The following is a 14,326-nucleotide window of genomic DNA, read 5'->3' as shown; positions in this document are numbered from 1 at the left end:
AACGTAAATGAATGGTATACTAATTGAATATGAACTCGGCAATCAACCCGTGGAATCGGGACGTCGGAGTAGAGGAGGCAGCCACATTGGCAAAAGCAAAAGTAGCAAAAAGACCTACACGGGATGAGTTTGAACTCGAAGAGTTGGGAAACCAGCTGGTTGAAGCTTTTCGGGAACGTTCGGAAGTACTGTTGACGGTATGGGGCAAAGAAGATCAGGTGCAAGGAGTCATCGTCAAAATGGACTCCCGTACACGACTCGTGCATGTAGAGTATACCGAAGAAGAGTTCACAGCGAAGGTACCTTTTCTGGATATCATGCGTGTGCAATCTCCCCGGTACTGAACGAAAAAAACAGCAATCTGAATAATTAGGGCATCCGCCCTGTCAAAGTCGTTCTTCCTGCATAAGATAACCCATACCTGTTGCAGAGGAGGTACGGTCAATGAGCGAAGTATTAGGTGGAGAAACAAGAGGCTACGGATACGGAGGTTTCACTTCTGTAGGTGCCATTCTGGTTCTGTTCATCCTGTTGGTTATCATCTCCAAAGCGTTCTTGGTATAATTGCATATCTCTAAAGAATGAAAGAAGCTCTGCCATCGCGGCAGAGCTTTTTTGTTCGTTCAGTCTTTGGCGAATTTTGTAGAAAATCGGTGTAAGTCCTGCTTACGTTATGTTAGAATATAACCATCCCTAGAGAAAGAAAGAGGTGTTTTGATTATGAGCCAAACGTTAACAGAATCTTTAAATGAACAGATGAACTTTGAGTTTTATTCCGCTCATGTATATCTGGCTATGGCAGCCTATTGTTCCAGCAAAAGTCTGGATGGATTTGCGAACTTCTTCATCGTGCAAGCGGAAGAAGAGCGATTCCATGGCATGAAAATATACAAATTCCTGAATGATCGTGGGCAACGTGCCACACTTGAGGCTTTGCCAGAACCGAAGAATGAATATGCTTCGATGTTGGATGTATTTGAGCATGGTTATGCTCATGAACAGCAAAACACGAAAAAATTCTACAATCTGGCTGACATCGCTCTGAATGAACGTGAACATGCAACGATGTATTTCCTGAAATGGTTCATTGATGAGCAGGTTGAAGAGGAAGCTTTGTTTGACAATATTATTCAGAAGCTGCGCCGCATTGAAAAAGACAGCAATGCCTTCTACATGCTGGATGCCGAGTTTGGCAAACGTTCGTTCACTGCTCCAACTGAATAAATTGCACGTAGGGAGTCGAGAAGATTCCAGCGTCAAAACACCATTTACATACAGCATGAGGTAATGATCCTGAAAGCAATGGGGGCAATCTCCTTGCAAAGGGTGATGGTTTGATGCCATATGCTGATTGAAGACAAAGAAGCCTGCACTTGTGCAGGTTTTTTTGCATGCACAGATTGAATGATTGTATAGATTTGCTTGAATTGGAGTAAAGGTCTATCAAAATTCTGAATGTGGGTAATAGAGGATATGTCACAATTGATCTATCCTGCCGGGATCTTATTTTGCGCAAATCTATCAAATTCGTATTAAATTTTAGGTTTATCTGACAAAAGTGTAACTCTACCGTAGCCTTTGGAGCGAGAACAGGAGCCACTATCTTTGATAGTATTAGGATAAATCGCCAAGGGATGAAGGTAGAAAAACATGGACACCCGGGGAAATATAACACACAAGGGAGACTTTTAATTATGCTACATATTCGTAAATCTATCATGGTCACACTTGCTATTTTATTAATCATTCCACTATTATTGCCGCAGTCGGTATCTGCCAAATCAGCTGCATCCAAGGATGGTGCAAGCAAAGCAAATTCCAAAATCATATACCTGACGTTTGATGATGGGCCAACCGCTCATACGGGTCAGTTACTGGATATTCTGGATCAGTATCATGCGAAGGCAACGTTTTTTATGCTGGGACCTCAAATGGAGCAATTTCAGAAGGCTACCAAACGAATTGTAGCTGACGGACATGGATTGGGTCTGCATGGTGTGACTCACGTTCCAGGCAAATTCTATAAATCTGCATATAGCGGATTGAAAGAGATGCAACAGGCCAATGCAAGTCTGAACAAGGTTGCCGGAGTTAAAACAAGTCTCGTTCGGACGCCATATGGTAGTAAACCTTATCTCAAACCGGCATTCCGTAATGTACTGCTGGGCCAGGGTGGATTCCATCTATGGGATTGGAATGTCGACTCGGAAGACTGGAAATACAAGAAGGATCACCAGAAAGTCTATAACAGTGTAATGAAGCAGATCCACAATGTGCAAAAGAGCGGAACAACACCTGTTGTGCTTATGCACGACCAGGAAGCAACGCTGAAAGTATTACCGCAAGTATTGAAAACATTGAAGGCAGAAGGGTATCGTTTTGAAGTATTAAGCAAAAAAGTACAGCCGGTTAACTTCTGGAACGACAAGCGTTAATCTTTTGAATTTTTAGATTGGCTACAACGAAGGAGGTACACATCATGAAGAAACAGCCATTATGGATCACGATTCCAGTAACGACAGCGGTTTTGCTTGCTTTGGCAGGATGTGGCGGACCGGATTCAAATACAGCATCATCAGAGAATAGTTCTTCACCAACGACAACAGTGGGGGAGCAGACCGAGACCGGCAGCGGTGGTGCTGATTTCTCTAATGAAAATGAAACAGGAACCAAAGAGAATACGGGCACAACAGATAATGAAGACACATCAGGATCGAAGGCAAATGACAACCAAGTTGCCACTGGTCATTCAGGTGTGAATGATGTGATCAAACAAGTTCGCAACCAGTTGAAGATGAAGGATGCAGCGTTACCCACTTCATTTTCATTGGACAAGGGTACATCTTTGGGGGCGGCAATACTGTCCAATACTGCTGATGCATTTAAGGTAAACTTCTACGCTACCACTCAGTCTGTTGCCATTAATGATCAATCTTTAACTGCATCCGACAGTAAGATACCTGTACTGGCTTCCTATGAAGTGAAGACCTATAAGGACCCGGATCAGCCAGAAATATTCCCTGAGACGGACCTGAAAGATATTCCAGCAGATATGGCTGTGGATCTAGGACATGGTATCAAAGGCATGAGTGAAGGTGCCGCAGGCAGTCAATATCTGACTTGGCAAGAAGGTAGATGGACGCTGGAAATTCGTTCGGTATCCGAAGATGAAATGAATAATCCGGGCATAGCGAAGAAAATGGTGGAGTATCTGGAGTCACATACGTTGCCTGTACCCAAAGATAAAGGGTATATCAAGGTTGAATATCCAAGTGGTGGACAGTCTGTTCATGTAACGATCTCATGGCAGGACGGTAACCAAATTCATCAGCTTAAGACCGATCAAGTGCCATTAGAAGCTCTTGGTATGGTTGTATCTGTGAAATCTTAAGTATTCTACGGTTATCCTGCAATGTAGAAGAAATGAGTGTGGGATTGTTACGATACACCTAAAAAAAGCTTGGCCCAGGAAGAAATTGCTGGGCCAAGCTTTTTATTTTGAGCATGTTATCGCAGCTTATGTAGCCCGGGGTACATGCTTATTTTTGTTTCAATAGGTTAAAGCGGTGCTTTCATTTGAACCACCCTTTTTCCTTGGAGCGAGTGATGGCCTCAATGCGGTTACTGGCATTTAACTTGTTGAGAATAATGGAGATGTAGTTACGCACCGTGCCCGTTGTGATGAACAGATGCCCAGCGATTTCCTTGGTGTTTTTCCCATCTGCCATGAGGCCTAGTACGGCATTTTCCCGTTCTGTCAGGGGGTTTTCTTCTACATAAGCTTCATCTACCAAGTCGGGAGCGAAGATGCGTCTGCCATTCATAACTTGGCGGATCGATTCGGCCAGTTCTTCAATTGGACTATCTTTGAGCAAGTAACCACGGACACCGCCCTTTAGGGCACGTTCGAAATATCCGGTCCGGGCAAAAGTGGTCAGGATAATGACCTTACAGCTCATTCCTTTGAGTTCTTCTGCAGCTTCAAGGCCGCTTTTCACGGGCATTTCTATATCCATCAGACAGATGTCTGGTGCAAGCTCTTGGACAAGGGCAAGGGCTTCCTGGCCGTTGCTGGCACGTCCGACGACTTCCATATCTTCCTCCAGATTGAGGAGGGAGGACAAGGCGCCGAGCATCATGCGCTGATCTTCCGCGATTACAATTCTAATCATGATTCTGCCTCCTTTATCGGTTTGCGAACGAGTTTCGGAACATGAATAATGATCGCTGTACCCGGGATGTCTGTCGCAGAGCGAATATCCAGACATCCGTTCACAAATTCAAGTCGTTCCTTCATGCCCAAAATTCCTGTTCCACGCCGATCCTGTTTGCGAGTTCGTTCTATTCCAACACCGTTATCTTGAACGGTTACTACATTATCCGCTAGTGTTTCCTTAATGATGATAGTACAGGTTGTTGCCTGACTGTGTTTGACGACATTCGTGACAGCTTCTTTCAAGCACATACCGAGCACATTTTCATTCAATTGTGACGTATCCTGTAACTTCGGATTACCTTCCAGCACAAATTCAATCGAAGCGGCCTTCAGAATCTGCTCCGCCCGGAACAGTTCATCAACCAATTGTGTACCACGCATAGTGGTGACCATTTCCCGGACTTCCTTCAGAGCTGTACTTGCCGTTTGTCTGAGGTCGTTCAATTCAATCTCGGCCTGATCGGGATTATTGCGGAGCAGCCGTCTCGCCAGATCGGTTTTCAGACCGATCAGAGAGAGCTTCTGTCCAAGTGTATCGTGCAGGTCACGAGCAATACGCTGGCGTTCTTCCATTTTTACGAGATCATCAAGTCGCTTGTTCGCATTCTCCAATTGGCCTTCCAAATGTTCAGTTTTGTTTTTGTTATACGTACTGATTGGGAGCAGGATGGAGGCCATTAAGCTGATGAATACAAACGGGAGTTGGCTCACCAACAGAGAACTCTGATTAATGAAACCGTAATTAATGGTTACGAAACTGGCTCCCAGGTTCACCGAGTAGAGGGTGAAGAAACCAGCTTTATTTTTAATATTCCCAATAAAGAAAGCAAGAAACAATGAGAAGTAGGCATAATCATAGGCGATCGTCATCGTAATGGATATGGCAATAAGCATTCCAATCCACATGTACACCTGCCAGCCCTTGGTGATGAAGGCGAGCAGGTAACAGACGAAGAAGACGAGGATAATGATGATGCCGGTTACCATCGTCCATAATTTAGAATATTGCGATATAAAATAGAATGGCAGGATGAAAAAGGCGAGCCATACATAAAGGTTCAACCCTGTTTTTTTATAAAAATTTTGCATCCACTTTTGAATGGAATTCTCCTCCTCAAACTTGTACTCAACTGTAGCATGACTGTAGCATGACTATGGCTTGAACACAAGAAAACGAATCCGACAGAGTTAAGGCTTCTCTGTCAGACCCGCTGGATTGGTTACTCGGATAGGCGGTTGAACATACGGCTTGCGGGATAGCTTTTTGAGCTGTCTGAAGCTAATAAACTGTTTAGAATCTTCATCCCACAGACGGAAGCGCAGGGCAACCAGACTGGAACGTAGTGTAATAGTCGTTGCTTTTTGCAAAGGTGGTGTTGCGTTATGTGCTTCTTCCAAGAAATAGTTAGGTACACGTGGGCTCAAGTGATGCACATGGTGGAACCCGATATTACCACTGATCCATTGCAATAATTTTGGTAATTTGTAATAAGAACTGCCTTCAACAGCTGCTTTTACATAACTCCACTCATCTTCATGTTCAAAATACGTCTCTTCGAACTGATGTTGGACGTAGAACAACCAGATACCAAAGAAACCGGAGAAGAAGAAGATAGGTGCCTGCACCATTACAAAAGCCTGCCATCCGACTAACCAGGACATGAATGCATAGAGCACTACGATTAATACGGTAGTCAGGTGTGTATTGATACGTTCTTTACGTCTAGCACCTTTGCGGTTAAAACGGTAAGCCAACAGAAACACGTAAATGGGTCCGATACAAAACAATACAAACGGGTTACGATAAATCCGATAGAAGAGACGACCCCAAGGAGAAGCTTCTTTATATTCGTCAACTGTCATAACCCAGATATCACCTACACCACGTTTGTCAAGATTACTGCTTGTTGCGTGATGGATAGAATGCTCGTTTTTCCACTGCTGATAGGGTGTCACTGTTAATACACCAGTAATGGTACCGAGAATATCGTTGGCGCGTTTGCTCTTGAAGAATGAACCATGGCAGCAGTCATGGAAAATAATAAAGGTCCGCAGTACAAATCCGGATGCCACCAAGGCAATCGGGAAGGTCAGCCAGTAGGAAACCGATAAGCTAAAGTAAGCTGCAGCCCATAACAAGAAGAGCGGGAGCAATGTATTGATTAACTGGCGGATACTTAGTCTGAGATCATTTTTTTCGTAAGGGGTAACTTCTTTTTTTAAGGCCATTTCTTTTGATCTGTTCATAAAATTGTGTCCTCCTTCAATCGTTATAACTGTAATCAGCTACAACTTGGCGTTTCCCGCTAGACTTTCCTGTAGGAAGCGTTTTTATCATTGTAAAACAATCCGAACATGACAGTAAGTCATAAACGTCAGCCTTCTGTAATGATGAATATCAATGATGGACCATGACATTTGTCATGGGTGTATGATACTCAATAGCTCTGCAGAAGACAGAAGAGCAGGTTTTACTAATTCCTTTGCACAAATTACGCAACAATTTGTATTATGTATACAAATTTTGTTGTGAGCATGGTAAAATCTATCCTTGAGTGATTATGACAACTTATGAGACGGGTCGATTAGGTTGATTTCTGATGGATTGGATGGAATGCATAATGAAGAAACGAATTACGGATATCCTATTTATTATGGCAGGTGCATTTCTGTTTGCACTGGCGGTGAACCTGTTTGTCATCCCGAACGATTTGGCTGAAGGCGGCGTCACGGGTATCACGATTATTTTGTATTACCTGTTTGAATGGTCCCCTGGACTGATGAACTTGATCCTGAACGGTATTTTGTTAATTGTGGGATATCGGTTTCTTGATAAAACGACTACGGTATATACGATTATTGCAGTGGTATTCAATTCGTTGTTCCTGCATCTGACGGAGAGTTGGACGATTGCATCGGATGAACTCTGGATCAATACCATTTTTGCTGGATTATTTGCCGGTCTTGGTATTGGCTTGATTGTTAGAGTAGGAGGCACAACGGCGGGAACAGTGATCCTGGCCCGACTTGCCAACAAATATCTGGATTGGAATATCAGTTACGGACTTCTGTTCTTCGATCTGATTGTGGCTTTCTCCTCATACTTCATCATTGGACCACAAGGATTAATGTGTACAATTGTCTTGCTGTTTGTTGGAACCAAAACAATGGAGTTCATTATTGAAGGGCTCAATCCGAAAAAAGCAGTTATGATTATCTCTTCCAAACAGGATGAAATCGCAAAGCAAGTCATTGAGAAGATGGATCGCGGAGTAACCGTCCTGTCCGGTCATGGCTATTACACAAAAAATAAGAAAGAAATTCTATACATTGTGATTAGCAAGCAGGAAGTTTCTATGCTGAAGAAGATTGTCCGAGCAGAAGATGAGATTGCTTTTATCACCATTCATGACGTGCGTGATGTTTTCGGTGAAGGATTTATTGAACTCTCTAAAACTTGATGAATATATGTATATAAGGAAGAAAGGAGTTGCGGTGAAATATCACCGCAACTTTTTTGATAGGTTAATGGTATCCGGTATTAATCTAGTTCAATAAGAAAGAACCCTTCTCCGAAGAGAAGGGCAAAAGAGTATTAGTAATGTCTTCTTTTTTTGACTCCACAATATTCAACAGTGACATGACAGTGTTTTTTACACTTTGTAGGGACATATTTAACTTTGGTAACACAAGTTTTCGTAATTTTTTTGTAAAAACACTTTGGTCTTGGATGATGACATTTATGATGTTTTCTATACATATTAAAACCTCCCTGATCGTGATAAGGTATTCTATGAGCGTGTCACTGTTTCGGAAATGTATAAACGTCTATTATTGTATAATAATTCCTTTATTAGGCTTCTGTGTTACAGGTGAAGGTTAGTTCTTTCTAGTAAAACTTTCTACTAAAAGAGTGCAATGACAAAAAGCTGTACACCTACCAAACACGATGATATATTGAATTTAATCAATTTGTTAATAAACCTAACTAACTAAGCATTTAGCATAATTTCCAGGAGCGTTTTACAATCAGCAAGATATAGATCGAAACGGTGTTATTCGTCTATATTTTGTACCCGAGAGCGACTTTAATCGAATTATGAAAAATGCTAACTATAAGAGGAGGCGATAACATGGCTGGCACACCGCAGTATATCCGCAATCTGAATGAAAATCTCATTATGGATGCCCTCATAATTCAGGGAACCATGTCGAGAGCGGATATCAGCCGTCAGACCGGACTTAGTAAACCAACAGTATCTTTGGCAGTCGAACATCTGATTGACCGTAATCTGGTGAGGGAAATGGGGCCAGCTGACAACGCTCAGGGTCGAAAAGCAACCCTCATTCGTTTCAACGAAACGGCTTATTATGTCTGTGGTATAGATATCGGCGCAACTCGTATTCGGATTGCATTATCCGATCTGAATGGAGAGATCATTGCCTATCGAACATATCCCATGGTTGTTCAAGAAGCTTATGAGCGAGCAGAAGCGACGATGCTCGAGCTTCTTCGAAGCCATATGAACGAACTGCTTGATGAGAATCATCTGAACTGGGATCAGATTCAGTGCATCGGGTTCGGTATACCAGGCGTAGTGCTACCTGAATCAGGGCGTATCAATCGTATTGTGGACCCTTTAGCGGGTCTGGAAGAAGCTTTCTCTTTAGAGTCGTTGTCAGGAGCTTTTCCCTGTGAAGTAATTCTAGAAAATGATGTGAATCTTGCAGCGCTTGGGGAGTATCGGAGTGGTGTAGCAGCAGGATATCCCTTGTTTGTTTTTTTCTCCATCGGTACAGGGACGGGCGCTGGCATCATGGTACATGGCCAACTGCTTCGAGGTTTAGGTGGCTTAACTGGAGAGATCGCGGAGATGCTGGTGGACGATGGCCGACGTCTGGAGGAAGTGCTGTCCGCTGATGGTCTGATGCAACTGGCGAAAGATTATCTAGATCAGCATGATGAACTATTATTGGAGGCTGCTGATTCGGGTGCAGATGATCTTCACAGACACCTGACTCCCGAGAAGTTATTTGAAGCTGCGCGCAGTGGAGAAGTAGAGGCGTTAGACATTCTACAACAATACAGCCAGAAGATTGCTTCCGCTCTGCGTCAGATTAGCGTTGTGCTTGCTCCAGATCTCATTGTGCTTGGCGGAGGTGTAGGAGGGAACGGTGATGTGTTATTGCCTTTACTGAGGCAGATCATCTCTGAGCAATTCCCTGTGCAACCACAGTTAATCTGTTCCAAGCTTGGTGAGCAGGCTGTTGTCACTGGCGCGGTACAGGTGGCCATACAACAAACGATGCTGAACCTTCAGCAGGAAGCCATGGAATAATAGATTGGATATACAACATGTGAGGAGGGAAAAGGCATGACAGAATCCGTGAAAAACGTAAGTAATAATGATCAGACCAATCAGAATGGTACGGTTGGAGGTGATCTATCCGGCTGGATTGCAGGTATTGACATTGGAGGCACCAAAACATTAATGCTCTTGTCATCACAACAGGCTGGAAATGAAGTTCATGAACGTATCTTGCCTACGCTTGCCAGTGATCAGCCGGATGAGTTCTTCCGATGGTTATTCGCTGAATTAGAAACATTCTGCCGCGAAGTTGGATGCAGTCTGGATCAACTTAAAGGTGCAGGCTTGGGATTCCCTGGTGTGATTCTGCAAGAGGAGGGGATACTGCGAAATGCTCCCGCTTTTCAGTGGCCTGAGCTAGATATTCGCCCTGTTATTGCGAAGTACTACAGCGGGAATATCATGTTGGATAATGATGTGAATATGGCGGCAATGGGAGAATATGATCAAGGGGCAGCACAGGGACATCAACACTGTGTAATGGTCACGGTTGGAACAGGCATTGGATCTGCTCTTATCCTGAATGGACAGCTCTATAGCGGCCAGAATGGAGCAGCAGGTGAGATTGGGCATTTCATTGCAGGAGACGAAGGGCTTTATACCGGTTACGTTGCGGATGCGGATTCCTTTGGCGTATTTGAGCAAGTGACCTCAGGTACGGGAATTACCGAACAGGCGAGGCGTTATTTTGCTGCTGGAAAGGGGAGTTCCTTATCCCTGATCATGAGTCTGGCAGGAGGGGAAGCGGAACAGATTGAAGCCAGGCATGTATTCAAAGCAGCGGAGTCGGGTGATCTTGCTGCCCTGGAGATTCTGGAACTACCCATGCGTTATATGGCGAGAGGTCTGGCGAATATTACGGCTTTACTCAATCCTTCCATTATAGTGATCGGTGGTGGCGTGGCTGCATCCAACCCATCCTATTATCTAAATGAAGTGCGCACACGCCTCCAACGTTACACTGTTCTGCCTACACTTCTAGCTGTAGCTGAACTGGGGAACAAAGCAGGAGCAATCGGGGCATTGGCTGCAATCAAGTCCAGTCTGACACGCACATAAAAATAGAGAATAGGCGAAGCAACTACAGAAATAAAGGATGGAGATCCGGATGAGAAGTAGACATATGAAGGCTTACACAGAGAAAATAAAAGCCGATTCCAATGATGCAAAACGTGTTTTACTCCAATTACAGGGCCTATATCTGTTTATGGGGCTAGCTGGTGGGATGTTTAACCCGTACATTAATCCCATATTGGTAGCACAAGGGTTTTCCAGTAAAGAAACCGGATTTATTATGGCGTTTGGCACACTTGTATCCATTATTCTTCAACCTATATGGGGAATTCTGGTAGATAAGTTTAAAAAGACACGGTTCGTACTGGTGATAAGCCTGCTTGTTCCTGCATCGTTAGCGTATTTCTACAATATTCAAGTGTACTTTATATTAATATTGATTTATACTTTATGCACTATATTCCAAGTGACTCAAATACCCGTTGCTGACTCCTATGCGGTTACAGCTGCGAGAGCCGCGAACACCTCATATGGCATGATCCGACTCTTCGGCAGCATAGGAACGGGAGTTGGGGGATTTGCCGCAGGGATGTATCTCTCCCAGTTTTCCATTCACATGTTATGGCTACCATTTCTCCTGTTTAACATTCTGAGCGCTATACTGGCAAGTACACTCCCCCGGCAGACGAGTATATCCTCGTCCTCGGTAACCTTCTCCGTAGGTTTGGCAAGATTGCTCCGAAACCGGACATTCCTTCTATTTCTAACAGGTTGTTTCCTGGTTAACCAAACGCTCACTGCGTTTAACTCCTTTTTTGTTATTTCATTTCAGATGGCTGGCGGTTCTGTGACCATGACAGGTACGGCGTTGTTGCTTGCGTCGATTACCAATGTTCCATCCATGTTGGCAGCGGCATTCATACTCCGAAAATGGGGGCATGAACGCACGATGCTGCTTGCAGCGGGGGCGTATATGTTACGTTGGGGGATACAATGGCTATGGCCGACACCTGAGGTCATGATTGGCGTTCAGGTGCTACATGGGTTATCCTTCGGATTCTTTTATATCGCAGCAGTGGAATATGTGGCTTCGGTTACGGGACGGGAAATGCAGGCCACAGGACAAAGTTTATTTAACATGGTGTTTGCTGGCCTGGGCGGAATTGTTGGTAATATGCTTAACGGATATTTACTCGATTCCGGCGGTCCATCACTGATGTATCTGGCTTGCACGATCAGTGCGGCACTAGGATCAGTGATTCTGTATATCGTCAGCAGGCAGGCCAAAGAACAGAGAAGAGCATACTCATTAGAATAGAGATGGAAGGAGTTGGAGCCTATGAAAGTAAATCTGAAGCGGAATTGGCACACCAAGTTGATGTATTCCTATTTTCCTATTTTTCTGCTTACGATTTCCATTCTGATCTTTCTCTCCTTCCTGATTGTCAACGAACTCTCACGTAACGAAACACAAAAAGCTGACATGATCTCCACCCGCTATATCGTGGATACACTGGAGCGCTCACTAAGCGACATTGAACTTCGGTTGCTTGAAGACATTGGTGCAAACAAAACATATAGTCGCTTTCTGGAAGCTGGTCAGGGACAATTATCGAGTCAGTTCATCTATGATGCGGCAAGCGGGCTGGGAAGTATGCTGGATCAGCAGGATATGATTCAATCCATTTATCTCTATCGCATGTCCGATTCCCAGATTCTTACGCCCAGAGGCATGATGCGTTTGGAAGATTTCGAAGATCGTGCCTATATTGAGCAAGCCTTGAAAGATCGGGATAACCTCGGTTGGAATCTGCCACGTGATTATAAGGAACGTTCCTTCGACGTACCTTCACAGGTGATTAGCATGAATAAGTGGCTTCCGTTACCGTGGGGCGGGGAAGGACTGCTCGTCATTACCATCCGCATGTATGCAGTGGAACGGCAGATTGATAACATGACCAATGAAAAGTTATCTGTTCTTCATGTTCGGGATAAAAGCGACAATCTGATCTATACCGCGCATCAAATGGACCCTTCAGCAGGTGAAATCCTTAATCATGTGACTGCGGACAAGCTTGGTCTGGTCTTCGAGAGTGGTATTCAATCCGGACAGCTGTATTCATGGGTATCCCTTGTTTCTTATGTGTGGATCGGTATTGGTTTATTAACGATTGTTGGTGCGGTGGCGGGACTAATCTACATTACTCGCAGAAATACACGCCCCATCCAGCTGATCATGAATCGAATTCAGGCGTTACAGCCACGTGCCGAGGAGAATGAAGCAACTCCATCCGTCAAAGATGAACTGGCACTCATCGACCGTGCGCTGGAACATCTGATTGCTCAAACGGTTGACTATGAGAAACAACATCATGAAAACCTGTTGATTCATCGCAGACAGTTGCTTGTTGATCTGATGGAAGGAGAGCGGATGGATTCGTTCCGTCAGCGACTTCGCCATCTGCAACCGCTAGAGGAACGATTCATGGAACCGAAGAGTGTTGCTGTCCTCATTGCGGAGATGAATGGTGACGATCTCTCGACCAATCAGAATATTCTTAAGATTGCGCTCATGAATGTAGTGGAAGAACTTGTGCAGAATGAGACCCAGTTCGGCGGTTGGGCTGAATGGTTTGGGAACCGCAGGCTTATTGTGATGATTGCATCGGATGAGCAGGAAGGACTGGACCGTGAATTACTTATGGATCTGGCTAAGCAGATGCATATGTGGATTGCGGAAAACTTCCGCCTACGGTTTACGTTCGGGATTGGACGAACCGTACCGGGCTGGGAGGAGATTACTCGTTCCTATGCGAGTGCAGATGCGGGTTTGCAGCATAGACTTACCCTTGGTAAAGATGCGATCGTTCTCAGTGAGCAACTGCCGGATCGTATTGAGCTGCAATCGTACAAGTATTTGCAGATGCTCGCAGACTTTGTCCGTGAATTCAGACTAACCGGTGATGGTTGGCGAACGCAGCTGGACCAGATGTTTGTTGCGTTTAACGAAGATCAGATTACAGATAACGATATTCGCATGTTGCTGCAGGCGTTAATCCAGATGTTGTCCCGTGAATTCGGGGAGCTGTCTGAGCGGTTGCAAAGCCAATTTTCCGAGGAAATCCTGACTCGTCTTCGCAGTGATATCCAGCAGGTGGAGACACTCGAGGGGATTCAAGAGATTTTGCAGGAGTGGCTTAAAGAGGTTTATCGCAATTATGTATCTGTGAATGAAACGAAAAGTCATCGAGCGATGATCAACGAGCTGCGGATATATATTGAAGAGCATTTTGATGATCCGGATCTGTCGCTGAAACATTTGAGTGATCGGTTCCAGATCTCGGGCAAATATGCGAGTTATCTGTTCAAGGAAGAGTTTGAGATGAAGTTTGTTGATTTTCTGGTGAAACTGAGGGTCGAAAAGGCCTGTCGTCTGTTGTCTGCATCCGATATGGCTGTTCAGGATATTGCTCTGCAAGTGGGTTATGCCAATGCCATCTCTTTCGGCAGAGTATTTAAACGGATTATGGGCGTGACACCAGGAGACTACCGCAAGCAGAGTGGAAAACAAGGGGATCAATAACGGAATTGCACGTGTTAGAACATCCGAGTATCGGGTGAAATCCAATAATCCTAGAGATATCTATGAAATCTCCTGTATGAGGCAATAAGGTTTTGTCCCTTATCGTCCTTTGCAGGAGATTTTTTGGATGTTCAACCACGATCT

13 protein-coding genes are annotated in these 14,326 nt (G+C 44.4%); 10 read left to right on the top strand and 3 right to left on the bottom strand.

The features are described 5' to 3' along the window. The first annotated feature begins 86 nt into the window (after positions 1-86). The 5 genes from MHI01_RS05630 to MHI01_RS05610 all read left to right on the top strand — a co-directional run bounded on the left by MHI01_RS05630 (position 87) and on the right by MHI01_RS05610 (position 3,391). Positions 87-344, top strand: coding sequence for a YolD-like family protein (locus MHI01_RS05630; protein WP_036608707.1), 258 nt, complete (start codon positions 87-89; stop codon positions 342-344). 100 nt (positions 345-444) lie between these two features. Continuing rightward, positions 445-564 (top strand): hypothetical protein, encoded by a 120-nt coding sequence (locus MHI01_RS05625; protein WP_017688846.1) that lies wholly within the window; start codon positions 445-447, stop codon positions 562-564. Positions 565-720: 156 nt separating this feature from the next. Beyond that, positions 721-1,224 carry a ferritin gene (locus MHI01_RS05620; protein WP_047842684.1) on the top strand — a complete coding sequence of 168 codons (504 nt, stop codon included), beginning with the start codon at positions 721-723 and terminating at the stop codon, positions 1,222-1,224. A gap of 470 nt (positions 1,225-1,694) precedes the next feature. After that, entirely contained in the window at positions 1,695-2,435 is a 741-nt protein-coding gene (locus tag MHI01_RS05615; protein ID WP_074094795.1) for a polysaccharide deacetylase family protein, read from the top strand. Positions 2,436-2,479: 44 nt separating this feature from the next. After that, the gene (locus MHI01_RS05610) at positions 2,480-3,391 is read left to right on the top strand and encodes a hypothetical protein (protein WP_340982729.1); all 912 of its coding nucleotides are present in this window, start codon (positions 2,480-2,482) and stop codon (positions 3,389-3,391) included. Between the two features lie 181 nt (positions 3,392-3,572). Here the strand turns inward: MHI01_RS05610 and MHI01_RS05605 are convergent, their stop codons facing one another. The 3 genes from MHI01_RS05605 to MHI01_RS05595 all read right to left on the bottom strand — a co-directional run bounded on the left by MHI01_RS05605 (position 3,573) and on the right by MHI01_RS05595 (position 6,463). Next, positions 3,573-4,172, bottom strand: coding sequence for a response regulator transcription factor (locus MHI01_RS05605; RefSeq protein ID WP_036608692.1), 600 nt, complete (start codon positions 4,170-4,172; stop codon positions 3,573-3,575). Next, positions 4,169-5,317, bottom strand: a complete 1,149-nt coding sequence (locus tag MHI01_RS05600) for a sensor histidine kinase (protein ID WP_036608689.1) — start codon at positions 5,315-5,317, stop codon at positions 4,169-4,171. Before MHI01_RS05600 ends, MHI01_RS05605 begins: the two co-directional genes overlap by 4 nt. A gap of 87 nt (positions 5,318-5,404) precedes the next feature. Next, on the bottom strand, positions 5,405-6,463 hold the full coding sequence (locus MHI01_RS05595) for a fatty acid desaturase (RefSeq protein ID WP_036608678.1): 1,059 nt from the start codon (positions 6,461-6,463) through the stop codon (positions 5,405-5,407). A 374-nt stretch (positions 6,464-6,837) separates the two neighbouring features. Between MHI01_RS05595 and MHI01_RS05590 the strand changes: the two genes are divergently transcribed. The 5 genes from MHI01_RS05590 to MHI01_RS05570 all read left to right on the top strand — a co-directional run bounded on the left by MHI01_RS05590 (position 6,838) and on the right by MHI01_RS05570 (position 14,182). Beyond that, positions 6,838-7,677 carry a YitT family protein gene (locus tag MHI01_RS05590; RefSeq protein WP_017688839.1) on the top strand — a complete coding sequence of 280 codons (840 nt, stop codon included), beginning with the start codon at positions 6,838-6,840 and terminating at the stop codon, positions 7,675-7,677. Positions 7,678-8,349: 672 nt separating this feature from the next. After that, positions 8,350-9,555: an ROK family transcriptional regulator gene (locus MHI01_RS05585; RefSeq protein ID WP_253507901.1), complete on the top strand. Its 1,206-nt coding sequence runs from the start codon at positions 8,350-8,352 to the stop codon at positions 9,553-9,555. Positions 9,556-9,591: 36 nt separating this feature from the next. Beyond that, positions 9,592-10,644 (top strand): ROK family protein, encoded by a 1,053-nt coding sequence (locus tag MHI01_RS05580; RefSeq protein ID WP_282321666.1) that lies wholly within the window; start codon positions 9,592-9,594, stop codon positions 10,642-10,644. A gap of 49 nt (positions 10,645-10,693) precedes the next feature. Then, entirely contained in the window at positions 10,694-11,917 is a 1,224-nt protein-coding gene (locus MHI01_RS05575; RefSeq protein WP_243391424.1) for an MFS transporter, read from the top strand. A gap of 21 nt (positions 11,918-11,938) precedes the next feature. Next, positions 11,939-14,182 (top strand): helix-turn-helix domain-containing protein, encoded by a 2,244-nt coding sequence (locus MHI01_RS05570; protein ID WP_340982728.1) that lies wholly within the window; start codon positions 11,939-11,941, stop codon positions 14,180-14,182. Positions 14,183-14,326 lie beyond the last annotated feature (144 nt).

The sequence above is a fragment of the Paenibacillus sp. FSL M7-0656 genome (genome assembly GCF_038003225.1).
GTDB lineage: Bacteria > Bacillota > Bacilli > Paenibacillales > Paenibacillaceae > Paenibacillus > Paenibacillus amylolyticus.
The sequence above is the reverse complement of the archived record's forward strand: the minus strand, read 5'-3'. Positions and strand labels throughout refer to the sequence as shown.